Here is a 21779-nt window from a genome sequence, read left to right as displayed (position 1 = left end):
AAAACCGTCCCAAACTCCATAAAGAATTTGAAACGGCTTATAATTGATTGGTTTTTAGGTGAATAGATTGATTAAAAATATCGATCTATTGTGCTTTTATAGGGTTATTGTTGTCTTACACTACCTGAAGAACTATCAGATTTATTAACTTTTACTGGATTACCAGAATATCTTACATCTCCACCACTAGTTGCTCTTGCAGTTAATTCTTTTGAGGTGTTAACAGATATATCTGCTCCACTTGAAGCTTTAACTTTTGAGTTTTCAGTTACTAAGTTTGCAGCTTTAATGTCGCTACCACTAGTAGCTTCTGCAATTAACATGTTGGTTGTTCCGCTTAGTTTTAGATCACTTCCACTAGTAGAACGACAATTTAGAGTTTGTGTTTTTACATCGATTTCCATGTCTGCTCCGCTAGTAGTATTTAATTCTAATGTTTCAGCTACAATTGTATTTGTTGAGTATACATCACTACCACTTGTGGCCTTAATTGCCGAAACATCATTAATATTTAGCATAATTTTTTTAGATGCTGCTCTTCTAATGTTCTCTTTAGTATAGATTCTTAAAACACCATTTTCTACTTCCGTCATTATAAGCTCGTGTAGGTTTTTGTCTGCTTCTACACTTAATGATACATCATTACTTTGAGTAATATAAAGGTCTAGGCCTTGGCTAACTTTAATAGATTCAAAGTCGTTAGATATTGTTCTGTCTTCAGATACAATATTTCTGTTGCCTTCTACACCTCTTCCTAAATTTACTGAAAAGTTACAGGATAGCATTAAAATGCTAATGATACTCGTTATAATTATTCTTACTAATGTACTCATGATTTTTTTTGATTTAAATTGTTCGCCATAGCTTTAGCAATGGTGAATTGATTGATGATTTAATTATTTGCCAGCTTCTTTGGCTGTGTGATTGTAGCTTATAACACGTTTAAGTTTCCATTCGTTATTTTCAATAATCCACAGATGAGAAAATAGAGCATAATTGTCACTCTTTTTATAGGTCATAGATTGGTCTGTTGAAAAGAAATGTTTTCCATTTTGAAGTGCTCCATACAACTTTCCATTTTTAAACATCGGAAAAACATCTAAACTTTCTTCTACTAAAAAACGGTAAACTTTTTCAGGATTATTTTCTCTACATAATCCATTTTTCATGTTTTTTACAAATTCGTCTTTAGAATTGGTAACACCACCTTTGTCGTGATAAAATTCTAAATCGTCATACATTAATGCAGCGCTTTTTTCAACTTCACATTTATTAAAGCCTATTTTAAATAAGATGCTATCTTTTGCTTTAAGTGTTTTAAAAAGTTCAGAATTTTTGTCCACTTGCGCTGATGCAATACCAGATGCCATAAGGAACCCAGTAATGCATAGCAGAAGTGATTTGATTGATTGGTTTATTTTTGATTGATTCATTTTTTGATTGACTTTGTACACCGAAGCTACATGCGTAGGTGTATTACACTACAAATATCTGTAGCTTTTTAATTGATTAAAATTGAATAGTTCTGAACTGTTATATTTTATGCTTCAATTGTCATTAACTTTTAAATCTACACCATCTTCGTCGACCTTAAGACTAACCTCTGGCTTTTCTTCATTAGACGACGTTTCTTCCATTTTGGTTTCAATAATTTCGTTTTTTTCTTCTTCAACTTCCTCAATGCAGTCTAAACATTCTACATCATCTTTTAATATTTTGTAGAGATTGCCTTTTTTAATCTTGTGTAAAAGATCATTGTTATAACTTAAATGGTTATAATATTTACGGAAATTCCTATCTGTATTTACAATGGTTCCTTCTGGTAAATGTATAATTACTAATACCTCTTGCTCGCTAAATTTATTATCGACATGTGTTGTAAGGAAATCATTTAAATTTAAGTTCTTTCCTTTTAGCGCATAGTTATAATTTATATTTTCTGCTCTTTCTCTAGCGGTATCATAATTACTACCTGTAGCTTCCCTTTCTATTGAAATAGACGCAATAGAATCTGTAGTCGATTTTACTATATATTTTATTTCTGAAGACACTATACTTTTACCACTATCATCTCGTACAATTTTAAAACTGCGGTTATGACTATAATAGTAATCACTATTGTATTGATTTAAATATTTAGTACTAATGTTTATGGTATCACCAGATTTAATATTCAATTCCTCTGTAGTTGTAACTTTAGCATCAATGGCATGTTCAGTTGCTTGTTTTATACCTGTGATAAATAATCCTATAATTGCCATTATCCATAAACCTAATAAAGTGAATTTAGCAACATTACCAATAGATTTTAAGTTATTTACTAATATTTTAAGTCCTAGATAAAAGACAAAAAAGAATGGAATACCAAAAGCAAAAAACAACAATAATGATACTAACCAAATCGGAATATTAGCTGCATTGGCTACATATAACAAATCCATAAATGGAAAATGAATTATATCTGTAAAGCCTACTGTAAATAGTGCTACCAATAATGATATTAACGTACTAATGCCTACAATAATTAAAATGATACCAATAAACTTAGCCATTACCTTTAAGAAGAACATTAAAATGCTTCCTATTGTATCAAAAAAAGTTTGAGAGCTCGATTTTAATTTGTTTCCTTGCTTTTGAAAATCAACGTTTTTTACCGTCTCTGAAATGTTGTCTGAGACATTATCAAAACCCTCTTTTAGCTTATCTCCGTGTTTTTTAAAATCTACATTTTTTACAGTTTCTGAAACCGAATCAATACCATCTTTAATTTTTTTTTCGATGTTACTGATGTTTACTGGATCGCCAGACATGGTCAATTTTTCTGCTGTAGTTTTTGCTTCTGGTACTAAAGCCCAAAAGATTAAATAGATAAAAATAAATGTACCTCCAGATCCAATGGCTAATAGTAACCAAATTAATCGTGTCCATATAGATTCTATACCAAAATAATGACTTAAACCAGCAGCAACACCACCTATATAAGAGTTGTCTGTATCTCTATATAATTTTTTAGACGGTTTAGAGCTGTGTTTTTGTCTTGGCTGAGGATCGTCTTCAAAGATTTCGTCATCTACTAAATAGTCTTCTGGTTGACCCATTATAGTAATAACTTCATCCACTAATTTTACACCAACGACTTGTTTTTCGTTTTGTATGCGCTCCGCGAATAATTCTGCGATACGCGCTTCTATATCCGAAATAATTTCCGAACGACCTTGAGAGTCTGTAAATGAACGTTTTATAGCCTCAAGATAGCGTTGTAATTTAAGGTATGCATCTTCATCTATATGGAAGAATATACCTGCTAAATTTATATTGACTGTTTTATTCATTTCTTTGTTGTTTTTGTACGTGTTACTAGGTTAACTGCATTTTGTAAATCGCTCCATGTGGAGTTTAATTCCTTTAGAAACAGTTTTCCTGTTTCGGTAAGACCATAATATTTTCTTGGTGGTCCAGATGTGGATTCTTCCCAGCGATAGCTCAGTAATCCGGCGTTTTTTAGCCTTGTTAATAGTGGATATATGGTTCCTTCTACAACAAGCATTTTCGCGTCTTTTAGTGTGCCCAGAATCTCTGCAACATAGGCATCCTCATCTTTTAAGATGGATAAGATGCAATATTCCAACACTCCTTTACGCATTTGTGCTTTGGTGTTTTCTATCTTCATATTATAAGAGTCTTTAATTCAATTAAACTGTTCATTTTTTGATTGATTTTGATTGTTATGCTCCAATGCCTTAGCGTAGGAGTATTGATGAATATTTTGATTTACTTTAAAAAATTTATAGTTAATGGATATTTGTAAACTTGTCCATCTCTTGCAGATAAGCTAGCTCTAACTATAAGTGCTAACTCTACAATAAAAGCTATAATAGCTAAGGCTCCTAAACCACCTCCTATATATAATAGAGGTGAAGGCTCACCAACATTAATATGAAAATTATTAAACCCATGAAAATTAATAACATCCATTCCATTAAATAATTTAAAGATGAAAAACGGAACACTAATGGTTCCTATAATAATAGCATATAGTAAAACACTAATCTGAAAATTAATGGCTTGTTTACCGTGTTGATCAATAAACTCTGACTTTTCTTTATTAGCGGCCCACAATACAATAGGGCCTATGAAATTTCCGAACGGAATTATAAATCTCGAAAAGGTCGAAAGATGTATAAATGTGGCTAAATTTTTATGGTGATTATCTAACATTTTTAAAAGTATATAATAGTTTCTTATACAAATATATGTCTTTAAAAAGGTATTATGTTACGCATAGTACTAAAAATTAACATTTCTTTAACATTAGTAGAGTTGAGTATTTTCATTTATTTTAGTGGAAATTTTAATAATATATATGAATATTTCTCCTTCTAAACTCAATAAGTTCTTAATGTTTAAGCTACCTGCAGCATACTTTACAGGAGTAAGAACTAAAGAGTTAAATGAAAACTCTTGTATCGTATCAGTAAAGCATCGTTGGGCCAATCAAAATCCATTTAAATCTATGTTTTGGGCAGTGCAAGGTATGGCAGCTGAGTTAACTACTGGAGCTTTAGTGATGCAAAAAATTAGAAAAAGTGGAAAAAAAATATCTATGTTAGTCGCTAGCAATAAGGCTTCATTTACAAAGAAGGCAACAGGCAGAATTACTTTTAGTTGTGATGAAGGTTTAAAAATTGATGAAGCTATTAATAAAGCCATTGAAACAGGTGAAGGCCAAACCGTTTGGTTAAAGTCTACTGGCATAAATAAAGATGGAGTAGAAGTATCTACTTTTAATTTTGAATGGACTTTAAAAGTGAAAAGTTAGAAGTGAAAAATAAAAAGCCAATGTCATTACACGCTATTAGACCAAGCTTGCCTGTACTGAGCGCACGCGTGTCGCTGAAGCTTTAGCGTAAGCACAGTTGAAGTATCGAAGTAAAATCGTGCCTATCTCATTAATTAAAAGAATAGGGTGTTGTAACAAATTTCTCTTTTACTCAACATATAAACAAATCAACTTAAAACGAAAATCATGGAAAAATTACCAGATCATAACGATAGAAATGCTCACGAAATAGATTACCGCATTTATGGAGAAGAAATGCAATACGTAGAAATTGAATTAGATCCACAAGAAGCAGTAATAGCAGAATCTGGAAGTTTTATGATGATGGACGATGGTATAAAAATGGATACCATTTTTGGTGATGGTTCAGAAAAAGATAAAGGCTTTTTAGGGAAAATATTAGGTGCAGGAAAACGTATTTTAACAGGTGAGAGTTTGTTTATGACGGCCTTTTACAATGACCTCACAGGCAAACGTAATGTATCTTTTGCATCACCTTATCCTGGAAAAATAATGCCAATAGATCTAATGGAATATGGTGGAAAATTTATTTGCCAAAAAGATGCTTTTCTTTGCGCAGCAAAAGGAGTAAGTGTTGGTATTGAGTTTTCTAAAAAACTAGGAAGAGGACTTTTTGGTGGAGAAGGTTTTATTATGCAAAAATTAGAAGGAGATGGAATGGCGTTTGTGCATGCTGGTGGAACCACAGCTGTAAAAACGTTGGCGGCAGGTGAAACCTTACGTGTAGACACTGGTTGTATTGTAGGTTTTACCCAAAGCATAGACTACGATATTGAATTTGTAGGTGGTATTAAGAATTCTATTTTTGGAGGAGAAGGATTATTTTTTGCAAAGTTAAGAGGACCTGGAAAAGTCTATATACAATCTTTACCATTTAGCCGATTGGCAGGTCGTGTTTTGGCATCTGTACCAAGAGGAGGAAAATCTAAAGGTGAAGGCAGTATTCTTGGAGGTCTTGGTGATTTTCTGGATGGTGATAATCGTTTTTAAAACTACATTTTATTGGTAACAACAAGACAATCAATTGGTTGAAGTGTAGGAATTGTCATTGAAATTTTATAGGTCTCATCGAATTAATTTTATCTTTTAACATAATATGCTGTTAAACTTTATCTGATTTTTAATTTTGACGTGTTTTTTTTCTAACTTAGAGACTGAATTGAAACAATAGCCTATAGAGAAAATCTACATTTTGTTAAACCTAAAACCAAAAATAACCTATGGCGCGAGCAATGTATGAGTACACCAAAACTGTACTTAGCAAAGTTAGTTTTGATGCGACATTATTCTGTAAGGAAGTACAAAAAGCAGTAAAGCGTTTACTGCCTCACGAACTAGAAGAATTAAGAATTTTTATTCAGTCCCTTATCAATCAAAACCCAGAATTAAATCAATGTTTAATTTATTTAAAAACATAAATAAAAAAGCGACTTAACTGTCGCTTTTTTATTGCCTAATATTATCTTTGTAGAAAAAGTATTACACTGAAAAAATTAGTAGTTTGCATATTGCTTTTTGTCTTTGCTTTTAGACCAATATATTTTGTAGGTAATGTACTTTATTATCAGTTGAATATAGATTATATTATTGAGACTTATTGTATTAATAAAGACAAACCAGAGCTGAAATGTAATGGCAAATGCCATTTAACAAAACAGCTTCAAATGGTAGATAATAGCTCTAATGAAGAGAAGCAGAGTTTCAATTTAGTTTATGAAGCATTCTATCCTTTATTTTTTCAATTAGATTTCCATCAGGCGTTTAACAAAATTTGTTTTACTGATTCTAGGAAAGATTGGATAAAGGAAATAAATTTTAAAAGTACCTACACATACAATTGTTTTCAACCACCAGAAAAACTATCCTAAGTTTTTAGTTAAACCAAACGGTTTAAATTACATTTTAAAAAATTCAAGAAATATTAATACTAATAAATGAGCAGTTTATAACCAAATAGGTTATCATATTGCTATGTCTATACTCTAACGGAGTATTCAATAAATTTTAGAAATGAAATATTATATATCTACCATATTTTTTATGGTATCAATGGCGCTTTATGCGCAACAAATTAAAGAAAATACAGAAAAATGGATAAGTAGTAGGCCAGATGGACATGCTCCAATTTCTGTAATGGGTGATCATATGCATCAGAAAGGAGGTTGGATGTTTTCCTATCGTTATATGTATATGAATATGGAAGATTTAAAAAGAGGCAAAGATGATGAAGAGTTTGCCAACGTATTAATGTCTAATGGTGGTGATTATATGGTAACTCCTACAAGTATGCCAATGAATATGCATATGTTAGGCGCAATGTATGCAACAAGCGATAAAATTACACTTATGGCAATGGTTAATTATATTCGCATGGAAATGGATCATCTTACAGGAATGGGAGGCACATTTACAACAGAATCTAAAGGATTTGGGGATACAAAAGTGTCTATGCTTTATCGATTTTTTAATAAGAACAAACAGCAAATGCACGGGCAAATAGGTGTTTCGATTCCTACTGGTACTATTGAAAATAAAGATGTAACGCCTGCCTCAAGTGGTAATGATGTTATTTTACCTTATCCAATGCAAATAGGTAGTGGTACTTTAGATCCAGAAATAGCATTAACTTATTTATATCAATGTAATAACCTATCATTTGGCACACAACTAAAAGGTCTTTTAAGACTTGGAGATAATAGTAATGATTACCGATTAGGTAATCGTTATGCGTTAAATAGTTGGTTCGCGGTAAAGGCGTTAACCTGGTTAAGTTTTTCAGCTAGACTCGAAGGATTAATCGTTGGTGATATTGAAGGTGTTAATTCAGATTTAAACCCAAACATGGTTATAACTGCAGATACACAAAATTCTGGCGGAACTTATTTAAACTCAGGCTTAGGATTTAACCTTTATGCACCTAACGGAGCCTTAAGAGATTTAAGACTTGGTTTTGAGTTTGCTACACCAATATTACAAGATGTTAATGGAGTGCAATTAAAAACTAAAGAGACAATAACTGTTGGTTTACAGTATGCGTTTTAAATGATTATAGGTATTTTAAAACAAGCACTGATTGTTCTTTGAAAAGGTCAGTGCTTGTTTTTTCTTATTTAGCCAAAGGGCTTATAATCTCTACATTACTAAATGCAATAGCTCCTCGTATAACTCCAGAAATTACATCGTGCATGGCATCTATGATTTGCATTTTTAATTCACTTTTATGGTAAATAATACTGACTTCTCTTGCAGGTGAAGGTTCTGCGAAATGCTTAAGATTTGGATTTAAGTTTTCTTTTATATCTAAAGTATGTAAATAAGGTAGAAGCGTCATTCCCATACCTTCGTTAGAAAGCTTTATCAACGTTTCTATACTTCCACTTTCAAGCTGAAAATGTTCATCCTCTTGACCTTTAAATACTTTACATAAATTAATAACACCATCTCTAAAGCAATGGCCATCTTCTAGCAATAACATATCTTCAATCTCTAAATCAGAGACCTCTAATGTTTTTTTATCTCTTAATCTGTGATTAGTTGGCACGTATGCTACAAATGGTTCGTAATATAATGGACGCTCTTTTATATGATCGCTTTCTAGAGGTGTTGCAGCTATGGCAGCATCTAAATGTCCTTCATTTATACGGGTTATTATTTCTTCTGTAGTTAACTCTTCAATTTTTAATTTTACTTTCGGATATTTTTTAATAAAATTATTTAAAAACATAGGTAAAAGAGTAGGCATCACAGTTGGGATTATCCCTAATCTAAATTCGCCACCAATAAACCCTTTCTGTTGATCTACTATATCTTGTATTCTATCTGCCTCGTTAACTATATTACGTGCCTGAAATATGATTTTACGACCCACGTCAGTAACTTCTATGGGTTTTTTACCTCTGTCAAAAATAATGATATCTAGCTCGTCTTCAAGCTTTTGTATTTGTGTGCTGAGTGTTGGTTGTGTAACGAAACATTTTTCTGCTGCTTTGGTAAAGTTTTTATGTTCTGCTATAGCTAATGCGTATTTTAATTGTGTGATTGTCATAAGTATTCATTTAGACTATAAAAATATAAAAACTATTTATAAAAACTATAGTTAATTGAGTTAAATGTCGCGTAAATTTGTATTAACAAATAAAAACAACAAATTATGACACTAAATAGCATAGGTTTAGATACCAAAAAAACAGAAAGTTTAGCTAATGACTTAAATCATTTATTGGCTAATTTTCAATTGTATTACCAAAACTTAAGAGGGATTCATTGGAATATTAAAGGTAAGGCATTTTTTAATTTACATGAAAAATTTGAAGAATTATATACTGATGCCAATGTAAAAGTAGATGAAATTGCTGAACGTATATTAACGCTTGGTGCAACACCGTTGCACACATTTGAAGATTACACAAAAGCAGCTAAAGTACCAGTTGGCAAGAATATCTCTAATGATGGAAAAGCTGTACAACTTATCGTTGATTCTTTGAGTGAATTGTTGAAAATGGAACGTTCTATTTTAGAAAGTGCAGGCGACGCCAATGATGAAGGAACTAATTCTATGATGAGCGATTTTATAACCGAGCAAGAGAAGACTGTTTGGATGATGAAGGCATGGTTAGGTGAAACTGTTTAAGCAGAAATAATAAAAAAGCAAAATCCCTTCAGTATCATTAACTGAAGGGATTTCTTTTTAACATATAAAACTATTAATCACATTCGCGGCTAAGAGTCATTTCGTCTCCACTATTAGATTGAAGGGTTATTGAACAGGGTAGATTACATTCTACAATTCTCCACTGGCCACTTGCTTGCTGTAAATCTGGTCCAGAGAAACTTAATGAAAGCATGTTACCAGATGTTGGGTTTTCTTCTGCAGACCAAGTTCCGGAAAACGTTGTTCCACCAGATTCCCATTGTAAATTTCCATCTGTATTAAATGTTATTTCATGTACACTTAATTCATTAGAATTATTGAAAGAACTAACAGTCCAACCAGATTGATCTGTTAATGCCGTAGAGATAGCACTCGGTAGGCAAAGATCGTTACCAGAATTACAAAATACAAAGTCTGCTTCTGTATAACCATCGCAAATTGCATAACAGGCATTATCATAAGCATAAGTATAAATAGAACCATCTTGCTGTACAATATTTACACATACAATATCCATTGGTTCATTAGCACATTCTTCACATTCATTAGGGTTATTGTCATCATAGCAATCATTTAAAACAGCTTCAATTTCTTCTCTCGTATTAATGGTTATTATATTACCATCGTTTTGCGAAATATCTATAGGATATACAAAGTCAAAATAATATGAATTGTAAGTAGCAGCATCTAATTCTTGTTGAGAATTTACTGTTACTGTTGTGTTTTCGTCTGTAATAATTGATAAAGGGAAAACTAAAGTATAACAATCGTTACCATTAGAATTATAGTCTCCTTCGCAATCATCTACAAAATCATCTTCTGTAAATCCATCGCAAGCTGCATAACATGCATTTGGGTAAGTTACAACAAATGTGTTTCCTGAAGGATCTGTAATTTCTACACAAACAGGAGTATAATTTTCAAAGCACTCACAAGGTTGGTTAGTTTCAAAATTACAAGTTTCTATTAGGTTAATAAATTCTTCTTCATTGTTAATTGTTTCAACTTCAATAGCGTTTGTACTGTCGTTATAGACTTCTACATCAAAAGGAAAAGCAATACCATTTATATATAGTTGTTCCGTAGAAGTTAGCATAATATCTACTAAATTATCTAAGCTATTTACTGTAACTACGGTACCATTATTATAAGAAAGGGTTAATGGGTAAGCAAAATCAAAACAAAAATCAAATACAACATTACCTGCTGGATTGTTATTTAGATTTAGATTACCAAATTCGTCAAATTGGCGGCTCAATTGGTTTAATGTCGTAGTGATTGATTCACTATCTTCAGTGTTTTGCTGATTATCAACAACAGGCTCATTATTAGTACAAGATGTAAAGACAAGAAGTGTCATTACCATACTAAAAATCAGAAGTTTAAAATTTTTCATTTTTGTTTAGAATTTTTTTGTTAAACTATTTTGTTGAGGTTAATCAGTAGTAATACAACTCACCAAATAAAAACCCTACTTTTTTCTCAAATTATTTTTTTCATAGTTTTGAACCAATAATTTAAAAGCTAAATGGTTAAAGATAAACGCAACATATGTAATTCTAAAACCTTTGAGTTTGTCTATAATACTTACGCCAAAGATATAAGACGCTTTCTCTTTTTTAAAACACAGGATATAGCAATTGCAGAGGATATTCTGCAAGATACTTTTGTAAAACTTTGGGAAAACTGCAAAAGCGTAGATCCTGATAAGGTAAAAAGTTATCTCTATAAAATCGCGAACAATAAATTTATAAATGAAAAGAAGCATGAAAAAGTAGTTAAGAACTTTGAAAAGCAGAATAAGAAAAGCGATACCAATGAATCTCCTGAGTTTATCTTGCTCGAAAAAGAATTTATAGAAAAGTTAGAAAGAACTATTGCTAGTTTACCAGAAAAACAAAAAGAAGTCTTTTTATTAAATAGAATTGAAAAAAAGAAATACAAAGAAATTTCTGAAATGCTCAATATTTCTGTAAAAGCTGTAGAAAAGCGTATGCATTTAGCATTGGTAGTAATGCGAAAAGAAATAGGAAATGTTTAAGCTAAAAAAATGCCTTAGTAAGTAGGGTTTTTATTTTGTGAGTTGTTTTAACTATAGAACGCAATGAAAGAAAAGAATACAGATAGTAATAAAGATGTTTTTTTAGCACAATGGTTAGCAGGCGAAATCTCTGACCAGCAGTTAAAAGAATTAGTTAGTAATGATGATTTTAACGCCTTTTCTAAAATTAGAAAAGGTGTTGAGGTCTATGAAGGACTAGAAGCACCTATTGATATGTCTTATTCTAAAATACAAGAACGTATTAATAATAAAAAGCCAAAGGTAAAATCACTCTATACATATTGGTCGATTGGTATTGCAGCTTCCATAATATTACTATTTGGCCTGTTTACTTTTTTAGGAAATGATGAAGTAATATTCGAAACAGGTTTTGGTGAAACAAAAACAATTGCGCTTTTAGATGGCTCTGAAGTTGTTTTAAATGCTAAATCTAAAATCACGTACAACGAAGATAATTGGGAAAATAATAGAACATTAACATTAGATGGTGAAGCTTATTTTAAAGTTAAGAAAGGCGAAAAGTTTACGGTAAGTACTGATAATGGTTCTGTTGTAGTTTTAGGAACTCAGTTTAATGTAAATGCTACTAACGATTTTTTTGATGTGGTTTGCTACGAAGGTAAAGTGGGAGTTAAGACATTAGAGTCCGACCATATATTACTTCCAAACAATGGTGTTAGAAAAATTAATGGTAACCCAACAGAAACTTCTGTTACCACGTTTATTAAACCAACTTGGATTGATGGCGAAAGCACATTTAAAAGTGTACCAATTAAATATGTAATTAGGGCGTTAGAAGATCAATACAATATTAAATTTATTACTGATGCTATAGACGATTCAACAATATTCTCGGGCAGTTTTCCACATAATAACCTCAATGTGGCTTTACAAACAGTCTTTGATGCTTTAGATATAACCTACGATGAAAAAGAAAAACGTAACATTAAACTTAGATATTAAAGATGAGGTTAATCTATGTCTTTGTCTTAATGTTACTCCCATTTTTAGCCTTTTCTCAAGAAGAGGCTTTTTACATTGAATTTAATGATGAAAACCTCTCTGATGCATTTACCAAAGTAGAAGAGACCTATAACGCGTTATTTTCTTTTAAAAATGATGATATCAACAAAAAACGAATTTCATTAATTAGGAAGAAAAGAACGCTTTTAGAAGTTTTAGATGCTATAAAAGCGACTACGAATCTCAATTATAAAATATTAAACAATCGCTATATTGTTATCAATCAATTTATAAGCGAAACTATAAATTTAAACACGTTAGATTTAGTTGTAATTAGTAGTTACTTAACAAAAGGTATAGAAAAAAATAGTGAAGGGTCTTATAAGCTATTACCTTCTAAATTAGGAATATTACCAGGTCTTACAGAGCCAGATGTTTTAGAAAGTATACAATTACTTCCAGGTGTATTAAGTCCTAATGAAACGGCTACAGGTTTTTTTGTTAGAGGTGGAGCCTCAGACCAAAACAGAGTCATTTGGAATGGTATAAACATTTATCATAAAGGCCATCTTTTCGGAATGATTTCACCGTTAAACCCAAATGTCACTTCAAATATCAAATTTATAAATAAAGGGTCGCATGCAAGGTATGGAGAACGTTTATCGAGTGTCATAGATATCTCTTCTAGTTCTAAAATATCCAATAAGTTAAGAACTGAATTGGGCTTAAATGGCATTAATGGAGATGCACTTATTGAGTTACCAATTATTAAAGAAAAGTTGAATATTCAGGCTTCATTAAGAAGAAGTTATGTGGATGTGTTAGAAACGTTTACTTACAATCAATTGGCGTATAAAGTATTTGAAAGCACTAAGATTAATAACTCTGAGAATGGTAATAATGATTTTTCATTTTTAGATTATAATATTAAAATTAACTATAAACCTAACAACAATAATCGTCTTTATACTAGCTTTATTTCAATTGATAATCAATTAGATTATACATCTAACGAAACTGATACAAATAAAGATTTTAATGATAGAATTAACACTAAAAACCTTGGCTATGGCATAGGTTGGAGCTTAGATTGGAATACTAAAATAAATCAAACCACAACAGCCTATTTTTCTGATTATAAATTCAACTATAATTTTATTACAACTGAAGATGGTGAGCAAACATCAGATTTTGAAAAAAGAAATACTATCTATGATTCTGGAGTTGCAACCGAAATTAAAATTAATGCCTCTAAAAAAAACAACTATACTTTTGGATATCAATATGCACTAAAAGATGTAGCCTATGCTTTTTTAAATACAACTGACCTATCATTTATATTAGATTCTGAAGAACGCATTGTACAAACTCATAGTATCTATGGACAATACGATTATAAAAACTCTAATCTTTTTGATATCTCATTCGGATTAAGAAGCACTTATTTCAATGAATTAGATGCCGTAAGATTAGAGCCAAGAATTGTTTTATACAAATCTATTTCCGATAATTTGAAATGGCAAGCTACAGGTGAAATTAAGAACCAAATCATTAGTGAAATTGATGAAACTATTATTAGTGATTTGTCTCTAGAAAATAGAGTATGGAGATTAGCAGATGGAAATCAGTTTCCTATAAGTAATAGTCAACAAGTGTCTACTGGTTTTATCTATACAAAACAAGGATTGAGTATTGATGTAGATACCTATTATAAAAAATTAAAAAATATAACCGCTTTATCTCTTGGTTTTTTAAATCCAGAAAATAGCACATTTAATATTGGACAACAAAATGTTGTAGGACTAGATGCTTTTGTAAAAAAGCGATTTAATGGTTTTAATACATGGTTTAGTTATTCATTTAATCGCTCTAAAAGTCATTTTAATAGTCTTAATGATAGTAAGTCCTTTAACTCTAAGTCTAATGTTACACATGCTGTTTCGACTGCTTTAAGTTATAAGGTAGATAATTTGCAGTTTGCAATAGGCTGGAAATGGCAAACTGGGAAGCCTTATACCTTAGCAGAGCAAGGCGATGATGGTTTAGAATTTAACGATGGTATTAATACAGGCGAATTACCTATTTATCATCGGTTAGATTTTTCATCAACCTATAATTTTAAAATGTCTAGGCGTCATAAGTTAAAAGGAAAAGTAGGCTTGTCAATTAGAAACATTTACAACAGAAAAAACTTAATAAGTAGAGAGTATAGAGGTAACAATAGTTTAGACGACCCTATTGAGCTCATAGAAAAATATTCTATTGGTATAACACCTAATCTTATGTTTAGACTTTATTGGTAGTACAAAAAAAAGCCAGCTAATTTGCTGGCTTTTTTTGATTGATTGATTGATTGATAAGAGTTATGTCTAAAAGCGAATATTAAGTTCTAAATCTTTGTCTTCCACTTTAAATTTTGCGTCATCATATTGTGGTGGACCAAAAGCCATCACATTGTTAGATGTACCATAAGATTCTAAAGGCATTCCGTTTTCTCTAAAATCCATACGATTGTTTTCATTTTCATCGTGTAAGGCCATAATAGCATACTCACCAGGCTTAACATTTTCAAATGTGATACTTATTTTTCCATCTTTTATTTTGGTTTCAGCATTCATTACTCCTGCACCTTTCATAAAGGTTTCAGATGTATGTAAAGCCATTGAAACTTTTCCGTTGTCACTTTTTACATTATCTATGGTCACTGTAATTGTGATTCCTTTTTCTTCTTCTTGAGCGTAGCTAAATATTGAAGTTAAAACTATTGCGATACTTAAAAATAGATTTTTCATAATATAGAATTTAATGGTTTGTTTTTGTTTGATGATTCAAATATCCAACAAACCTTTGCGTAAAAATAATTGCAGTTACTGAATTGTATTTTTAATAGGATGAGTTGTATTTTAGGTGTTAGGTGTTAGGTGTTAGGTGTTAGGTGTTGAGAAGTTGAACCGTTTATTTGTTAATGGATTATTTGTTTCACACTATATCAGCCCTCTAGCCTTAATCTCTAAATACTTATTAATGGTGTTAATAGTTAAATGCTCTGGTGTAGTTAATATAGATTGAATACCATGCTTTTGAAGTTCGTTTACTATCAGCTTTTTCTCATACATAAATTTTTCGGCTACTGTTTTCTGAACAATTTCAAATGTACTTGTAGCTTCAACTTTAGTCAACTTTTCTAATTCTGTATTTTCAAAAAAGATAACTACTAGCAAATGATTTTTGGCCATAGCTTGAAGATATGGTAACTGACGATGTAGAGCATCTAAGGTTTCAAAATTGGTGTAGAGTAGAAGTAGAGCTCTTTGAGTAATACTGCGTTTAACATCAATATATAGTCTAGAAAAATCTGATTCCGAAAAATCTGTATTTACATTATATAATGTTTCCAGAATTTTGTTCATCTGAGATGGTCTTCGCTCTGCAACAACTTTATTTTCAACTTTACGAGAGAAAGTAAACATACCAGCTTTGTCTTGTTTTTTTAGAGCTACATTACTAATCACTAAGGTTGCATTAATTGCATAATCTAAAAGACTTAAGCCTTCAAACGGCATTTTCATGGCTCTGCCCTTATCGATGACACTGTAAATAGGTTGAGAGCGTTCGTCTTGAAATTGATTAACCATAAGCTGATTGCGTTTTGCAGTCGCTTTCCAGTTAATATTTCTTATATCGTCTCCATTAACGTAATCCTTTATTTGCTCAAACTCCATGGTATGGCCAATACGTCTTATTTTCTTTAAACCATATTCAAACAGTTTATTAGAAAAGGCTAAAAGCATGTATTTACGCAGTTGTAAAAATGATGGGTAATTTGGCACCATAGCATCCTTAGCAAACTGAAATCGTCTAGTTACTAACCCAAAAGGTGAGTTAACATAGATATTTAAATTACCAAAATAATATTCGCCACGTTCTAATGGTCTAAGCGTATAAGTTATCTTTTTTTCTTGATGCTTTTCGAGTTTTGTGTTGATTTCAAAATCACGTTTTTGATATTGAAAAGGTAACTCGTCAATTAATTGTAAATCGGTTGTGAAATTATAGTGATTCTGTATGGTTAACTCAATAGGATTATCGTCTCCATTACTTAGTTTTTCAGGCAGTATTCGAGATGCTGTAATTCCCTTTTGTTTAAATAGTAAGATAAGGTCGACTACGACTAATCCTATTGCTACAAAGAACAAGGCGGAAACAATACTTAACAAACCTGTGTAGATATATGCCAAAATAAACAATGCCACAAATGCCATTGCTATAAGGAAAAACCGAAAGGTTAAATAGGTATGTTTAAAAAAGCGTTTCACTATCTCGGAATCTCTATGGTTTCAAGGATTTGGTCAACAACTTTATCTACTGTAAAAGCTTCCATTTCACGTTCTGGTGTTAAAACTAACCTATGTTTTAATACTGCTTTTGTACAACGTTTAATGTCATCTGGCGTTACAAAATCTCGTCCATTAATGGCCGCGTTTGCTTTGGCTGCATTTAAAATAGCAATCGAAGCTCTTGGAGAAGCGCCTAAATATAAGTTGGCATTAGCTCTAGTGTTATTGACGATTGAAGCGATATAATTTAAAAGATTATCTTCTACTATTATTTGCTTAATTAAGTTTTGATACGTCTTTATGGCATCAGCGGATAAGACAGAAGAAATAGTATTAAAATCCATTGTGTCTTGACGATGATGATTGTCTACCAAGATCTGTACTTCATCTTCTAAAGATGGATAATCTACTTCAATCTTAAACAAGAAACGATCTAATTGTGCTTCTGGCAAACGATACGTACCTTCTTGCTCTATCGGGTTTTGAGTTGCAAAAACTAAGAACGGTAATTCCATATCGTAGCGTGTGCCATCCATAGTAATTTGGCGTTCTGCCATTACCTCAAATAAGGCAGCTTGCGTTTTTGCTGGTGCTCTGTTAATTTCATCAATTAGGACAATATTAGAAAAGATAGGACCTTTTTTATATTCAAACTCACTGGTTTTTACGTTAAAAATTGAAGTTCCTAAAATATCACTTGGCATTAAATCTGGTGTAAACTGTATTCGGTTGAAATCTACATCTAAAGTTTTAGCCAATAATTTTGCAGTCACAGTTTTTGCAACACCAGGCACACCTTCAATTAAAGAATGACCGTTAGTAAGGATAGAAATGATTAAAAGTTCAATCATTTCGTTTTGCCCAACTATAAATTTGGCAATTTCTTGTTTTATCTGTTCAACACTATCCTGAAGTGGTTTTAGGTCAATTCTATTTTTAAAATCCTCTGTAGTGTTTTCAGTTACTTCATTCGCTGTGTTTTCTTCACTATGATTTGTTTCATCTAAGTTGTCTGATGATGGTATGTTCTGATCTTCTTCCATTATAACTTATGTTTTGTAAAGTGTTCTATTTTTTTATTCAGTTCTATGAGCTCTTGCTCTGTATGCTGTTTTTTCGATTTTAAAAAGACAAGGTAATCGACTAAAGTCTTAGCGTCTTCCTTTGTGTTACTAGATTTTACAGCTAGTTTTTCAATAAAACTTGGATTTAATTGATTGGTGTCTAAATAATATTTGGTTCTCACAAATTCTAAGAAGTATTGAATTTTCTTTTCAATAATGTTTGTAAAATCTCCATGTTGATAATACAACTCGCCAATGGTTCTGGTAAAATCTACTGTAGCATTATCTAGCTTATTAATCACAGGAATAATACGTTGTGTACGTTTACCTCTAAATATTACAAACAGAATTAAACCAAACATACTAATGTAAAACGCCCATTTCAAAGCTTGGTTTTCTAGAATATAGCGCAGTGGACTTGTTATAACTTTTCGTCCACTTTTATAATTGTTGTCCCAGATTATTTGCTGTTTTGGCAGATAAGATAAAACGGTTGCTGCATAATCTTCCTTATCATTTAATAGGTGATAGTTGGTAAATGCAAAGGGATTGGTGTGTAGTATAAATTGCCCATCATTATCTCCATAGTCTATTTTAATAAGGTTGGGATTGGTCTCAAAGTTATCATTATCATCTTCAGTTTTAGTTGTTATTGTGCCTAATATGGTGGTGTTTAGGCTATCTACGGAAACGAAATGACTGTTTTCTACGACATCTTTAAATATGCGATTATTAGCTTTTAGACTTGGACTTGTAAATTTATTTTCAGCCTCTTTTCTATAAATATTGGCATACTGTCGTTCTACACTCACATTTAGTGAGTCTAAAACATTACCATAATGATAAATACTGCTAATAAAAACTGTATTGCCTTGTTCTACAAAGTCTATTAGGGCATTAGATTCTTCAGAATCGAAATAAATTCGATTATTAATAAACATTAAAGTTTTTGGAGATGTATGGTCTACTTTTTTGAGATATTGATATATAGATTCTTCTGAAGCAATAACTTCTTCATCAGTAAAAGTTTCAAGCTCATTAAAAAGCACATAACAGCCTAATGGAATTTTGTCTGCTGCAGAAAATGAATCGCGCCAGTTTAAAGGTTGTGGCTTCACGATTTCTGCAATCATTATAAAAACAATGACTGCACCAATAATATAGAGCGCTATTTTAGAACGCTTATCCATGCTGTGTTGAATTTATAAGTTGATTAAAATCGTCTTTGTTTTTGTTAAAACTGGTTTCGTCAATAGGAAATTCTCCATACCAAACATAATCATAGATGTAAGAGACGTGCCTAAACAAATCTTTTAATTTACCATCTTTTATTTCGTTGAGATAATCCGAATTGGTTTTATCGTAATGCCATTCAATAATTTTTTTATTGGCTAAAGACTTTAAAGATTTTAAATACAGAAAACGCGTGGCTAATCTATAGTTCTTGTCTTTTAAGGCTTTTTTAATGAGTTTATCGAAATCGATTTGTTCTATATTTTCTTCAACGTAGCTAAATCCTTCAATTTCTTTAGTTTCAGTTTTAAAGACGGAACTTATAGGATTCTGTAACAAAAATTTAATTACTAAATATAGTGCTACAATACCAAGCAGACCGTAAACAATGTATTCTAATGTTTGGTAATCTACCCAATCAATATCAAAGCCAAAAACATCGTTCAACCAATTAAAGAATTTTCTAAGGATTTGTTGCATTAGGTTAATACCACCAGTATCGTTAATGGCATAGTTAAAGTCATCACCAGAATAACTGTCCTTAAAATTGTCTCTAAAATAAGTAACATCTACATTAGACGAATCTCGCTTTACTATAACATCTTGAGCCCATATTAAGGAAGAACCAAAAGTTGATAATATAATGGTGTTGATATGTTTGAGTTTTATGCTACTCATTAACACCAATTTGATCTATTTTCTTTTGAAGAAAGACATTGTATTTTACCTCATTAAGGTTATAGTATAGAACACCATAGGACAATTGCGAAAGTGCTTGGCTATAAATAAAGGCAAGTAAAAAGCATGTAAACCATAAGGTGAGCACTATTTTAGAAAAAACACTCGTAGCAATATCAACACCACTATCTACAGAAAAATACACATAAATACCCATAATAACTGATGGTATTAATGATAGCATAGACATAATTATAAAGTTAAGGATTCCAATGACTAAACCATACAAAATAACGCGCCAAAAGTTAGAGAATGAGAAATCAAAACCTTCAGATATGGCTTCACTAAATCCTTTGTTAGATGAAAAAATAGACATAAAGGTTAATCCAAATATGGCAGTCATGGTAAAACTTAAGCCATACTGTATAAGCATACCTAGAAAAGGTATAAAAGCTAAAATACCAGAAATGATGAAATAAACGATATACAGTAGTGCACCAATTAATATAAAAACAATAATGGTTCCAATATTTTTTAAGATACTTCGCCAAATGCGTTTAGATTCTACATGGCCTTCATTATTAACATAGTCTGCAATAAAAGCACTAGAAAAGCTATAGTTAATTAATGAGGTTACAAATACTATTAATAGCAAAATGATAACACCAGCAATAAAATAGCTTTCTGTAGCAATGTTGTTGCCCATACCAAATCTAAAATCTCTACTTGCTAAACCCATAAATCCTGTGACAAGTAAGTAAGAGCAAATTAAAGTTAGTATAATACTGATAGCATTATACCTAAGATATAAATTTGTGTAAGCTTTAAAATTATGTTTTAAGAATAGGAAGTAAGTGTTTATGATATCTCCAAACGAACTTCTTGTTCTTAGTTCTATATACTTTTCGTTCACGTGAGTTGGGGTTTGGGGATTAATTCAGAAGCTCTATTATCCAGTTTTACTTGGTTAGCCTTATGTAACGTTATAGGATAAATTATATAATAATAAACGATAACAAACAGCGAAACAAAAATAATCCCATAAGCTAACACCCAAGGCATTTGTTCGCCATAACGTGTTATAAAACCTTCAATAAAACCGGCAATAATAAAAAACGGAATGGTACTCACTACAATTTTTAAACCATCTTTAGCACCTTTCATAAAAGCGACACGCCTAGAATACGTTCTCGGAAACAAAAAGCTATTACCCATTACCAAACCAGCACAACCTGCTATTACAATTACCGAAATTTCAATAGTACCATGTAACCAAACTGTTGAGGTTTTTTCTAAAATATCATTATTGTAAAAGAAGGTGATAAACGCTCCTAACATAATACCATTACTAAATAATACATAAATAGTACCAACGCTAAAAAACACTCCAAGCGCAAATGCTAAAATAGCAACTCTAATATTATTAATGGTTATGCCCAAAAAAGACCCAATATTACTTCCGCTTTTGTAAACTGCCATTGGTTCTCCATTTTCAATATTCTCAATGGTCATATTTACATAGGCATCTCCCAAAATTAAACGCACAAATGAATCGTCATTCAATGTTGAAACCACGCCTATAATAACTGCAGACATAAAAATTAAAAATGCGTAGAGTAAGGTTTTGTGGTATTGATAAAAGAATAGCGGAAACTCATCGCGCCAAAACGAAACAATTTTATTTTTAGATTCTTTCTTAGTAATATAAATTTTTTGATGTGCTTGCGAAGCCAACGAATTAAGGTACAACAAAGTCTTGCTCCCAGGATAGTACGTCTGAGCGTAAGATAGATCGTTAGTAAGTTGTATATAGTAAGAAGCTAAGTCATCTGGATTTATTTTTGCATTATTCTCCAATGCGTTTTCAAAACCAATCCATTTTTCCTTATTTTGCTTCACGAAAGACGCTTCGCGCATAAATCATTTCATA

22 protein-coding genes are annotated in these 21779 nt (G+C 31.4%); 8 read left to right on the top strand and 14 right to left on the bottom strand.

The window, feature by feature from the left end; genetic code table 11:
* Nucleotides 1-104: 104 nt before the first annotated feature.
* From H8K90_RS10835 to H8K90_RS10815, 5 genes are all read right to left on the bottom strand, one after another.
* A complete protein-coding gene (locus H8K90_RS10835; protein ID WP_186845976.1) occupies nt 105-833 on the bottom strand; it encodes a head GIN domain-containing protein in 729 nt (242 codons plus the stop codon).
* 63 nt (nt 834-896) lie between these two features.
* Nucleotides 897-1433, bottom strand: a complete 537-nt coding sequence (locus tag H8K90_RS10830; RefSeq protein WP_186845975.1) for a DUF4440 domain-containing protein — start codon at nt 1431-1433, stop codon at nt 897-899.
* 114 nt (nt 1434-1547) lie between these two features.
* Nucleotides 1548-3332 (bottom strand): PspC domain-containing protein, encoded by a 1785-nt coding sequence (locus H8K90_RS10825; RefSeq protein WP_186845974.1) that lies wholly within the window; start codon nt 3330-3332, stop codon nt 1548-1550.
* A complete protein-coding gene (locus H8K90_RS10820) occupies nt 3329-3670 on the bottom strand; it encodes a PadR family transcriptional regulator (protein ID WP_008270985.1) in 342 nt (113 codons plus the stop codon). The genes H8K90_RS10825 and H8K90_RS10820 overlap by 4 nt, the downstream gene beginning before the upstream one ends.
* A gap of 101 nt (nt 3671-3771) precedes the next feature.
* Complete coding sequence (locus H8K90_RS10815) at nt 3772-4218, bottom strand: DUF4870 domain-containing protein (protein WP_186845973.1); 447 nt, start codon at nt 4216-4218, stop codon at nt 3772-3774.
* Between the two features lie 145 nt (nt 4219-4363).
* Here H8K90_RS10815 and H8K90_RS10810 point away from each other — a divergent pair, with 145 nt between their 5' ends.
* The 4 genes from H8K90_RS10810 to H8K90_RS10795 all read left to right on the top strand — a co-directional run bounded on the left by H8K90_RS10810 (nt 4364) and on the right by H8K90_RS10795 (nt 7903).
* A complete protein-coding gene (locus tag H8K90_RS10810) occupies nt 4364-4819 on the top strand; it encodes a DUF4442 domain-containing protein (protein ID WP_186845972.1) in 456 nt (151 codons plus the stop codon).
* Between the two features lie 207 nt (nt 4820-5026).
* Nucleotides 5027-5851 (top strand): TIGR00266 family protein, encoded by an 825-nt coding sequence (locus H8K90_RS10805; protein ID WP_186845971.1) that lies wholly within the window; start codon nt 5027-5029, stop codon nt 5849-5851.
* 230 nt (nt 5852-6081) lie between these two features.
* Nucleotides 6082-6279 (top strand): hypothetical protein, encoded by a 198-nt coding sequence (locus tag H8K90_RS10800; protein ID WP_186845970.1) that lies wholly within the window; start codon nt 6082-6084, stop codon nt 6277-6279.
* A 592-nt stretch (nt 6280-6871) separates the two neighbouring features.
* The gene (locus tag H8K90_RS10795) at nt 6872-7903 is read left to right on the top strand and encodes a transporter (protein WP_186845969.1); all 1032 of its coding nucleotides are present in this window, start codon (nt 6872-6874) and stop codon (nt 7901-7903) included.
* Nucleotides 7904-7967: 64 nt separating this feature from the next.
* On the opposite strand, the gene H8K90_RS10790 is transcribed toward H8K90_RS10795, so the two are convergent.
* On the bottom strand, nt 7968-8906 hold the full coding sequence (locus H8K90_RS10790) for a LysR substrate-binding domain-containing protein (protein WP_186845968.1): 939 nt from the start codon (nt 8904-8906) through the stop codon (nt 7968-7970).
* A gap of 105 nt (nt 8907-9011) precedes the next feature.
* Here H8K90_RS10790 and H8K90_RS10785 point away from each other — a divergent pair, with 105 nt between their 5' ends.
* Complete coding sequence (locus H8K90_RS10785) at nt 9012-9491, top strand: Dps family protein (RefSeq protein ID WP_186845967.1); 480 nt, start codon at nt 9012-9014, stop codon at nt 9489-9491.
* Between the two features lie 73 nt (nt 9492-9564).
* Here the strand turns inward: H8K90_RS10785 and H8K90_RS10780 are convergent, their stop codons facing one another.
* Complete coding sequence (locus H8K90_RS10780) at nt 9565-10908, bottom strand: hypothetical protein (RefSeq protein ID WP_186845966.1); 1344 nt, start codon at nt 10906-10908, stop codon at nt 9565-9567.
* A gap of 132 nt (nt 10909-11040) precedes the next feature.
* Between H8K90_RS10780 and H8K90_RS10775 the strand changes: the two genes are divergently transcribed.
* The 3 genes from H8K90_RS10775 to H8K90_RS10765 all read left to right on the top strand — a co-directional run bounded on the left by H8K90_RS10775 (nt 11041) and on the right by H8K90_RS10765 (nt 14840).
* Nucleotides 11041-11553, top strand: coding sequence for an RNA polymerase sigma factor (locus H8K90_RS10775; protein ID WP_186845965.1), 513 nt, complete (start codon nt 11041-11043; stop codon nt 11551-11553).
* Between the two features lie 63 nt (nt 11554-11616).
* On the top strand, nt 11617-12537 hold the full coding sequence (locus H8K90_RS10770; protein WP_186845964.1) for a FecR family protein: 921 nt from the start codon (nt 11617-11619) through the stop codon (nt 12535-12537).
* Between the two features lie 2 nt (nt 12538-12539).
* Nucleotides 12540-14840 (top strand): FecR domain-containing protein, encoded by a 2301-nt coding sequence (locus H8K90_RS10765; RefSeq protein ID WP_186845963.1) that lies wholly within the window; start codon nt 12540-12542, stop codon nt 14838-14840.
* 66 nt (nt 14841-14906) lie between these two features.
* Here H8K90_RS10765 and H8K90_RS10760 read toward each other — a convergent pair whose 3' ends face one another.
* The 7 genes from H8K90_RS10760 to H8K90_RS10730 all read right to left on the bottom strand — a co-directional run bounded on the left by H8K90_RS10760 (nt 14907) and on the right by H8K90_RS10730 (nt 21766).
* Nucleotides 14907-15329, bottom strand: a complete 423-nt coding sequence (locus H8K90_RS10760; RefSeq protein ID WP_186845962.1) for a DUF2141 domain-containing protein — start codon at nt 15327-15329, stop codon at nt 14907-14909.
* Nucleotides 15330-15521: 192 nt separating this feature from the next.
* Nucleotides 15522-16799: a DUF58 domain-containing protein gene (locus H8K90_RS10755; RefSeq protein ID WP_186845961.1), complete on the bottom strand. Its 1278-nt coding sequence runs from the start codon at nt 16797-16799 to the stop codon at nt 15522-15524.
* 53 nt (nt 16800-16852) lie between these two features.
* Nucleotides 16853-17917: an AAA family ATPase gene (locus H8K90_RS10750; protein ID WP_186845960.1), complete on the bottom strand. Its 1065-nt coding sequence runs from the start codon at nt 17915-17917 to the stop codon at nt 16853-16855.
* A complete protein-coding gene (locus H8K90_RS10745) occupies nt 17917-19128 on the bottom strand; it encodes a DUF4350 domain-containing protein (protein ID WP_186845959.1) in 1212 nt (403 codons plus the stop codon). Before H8K90_RS10745 ends, H8K90_RS10750 begins: the two co-directional genes overlap by 1 nt.
* On the bottom strand, nt 19121-19849 hold the full coding sequence (locus H8K90_RS10740; RefSeq protein WP_186845958.1) for a DUF4129 domain-containing protein: 729 nt from the start codon (nt 19847-19849) through the stop codon (nt 19121-19123). The genes H8K90_RS10745 and H8K90_RS10740 overlap by 8 nt, the downstream gene beginning before the upstream one ends.
* Complete coding sequence (locus H8K90_RS10735; protein ID WP_186845957.1) at nt 19842-20762, bottom strand: cation-translocating P-type ATPase; 921 nt, start codon at nt 20760-20762, stop codon at nt 19842-19844. Before H8K90_RS10735 ends, H8K90_RS10740 begins: the two co-directional genes overlap by 8 nt.
* Nucleotides 20759-21766, bottom strand: a complete 1008-nt coding sequence (locus H8K90_RS10730; protein ID WP_186845956.1) for a stage II sporulation protein M — start codon at nt 21764-21766, stop codon at nt 20759-20761. Before H8K90_RS10730 ends, H8K90_RS10735 begins: the two co-directional genes overlap by 4 nt.
* Between the last annotated feature and the right edge of the window lie 13 nt (nt 21767-21779).

Origin of the sequence: Winogradskyella echinorum, from assembly GCF_014297365.1 — a bacterium.
Lineage (GTDB): Bacteria > Bacteroidota > Bacteroidia > Flavobacteriales > Flavobacteriaceae > Winogradskyella > Winogradskyella echinorum.
The sequence above is the reverse complement of the archived record's forward strand: the minus strand, read 5'-3'. Positions and strand labels throughout refer to the sequence as shown.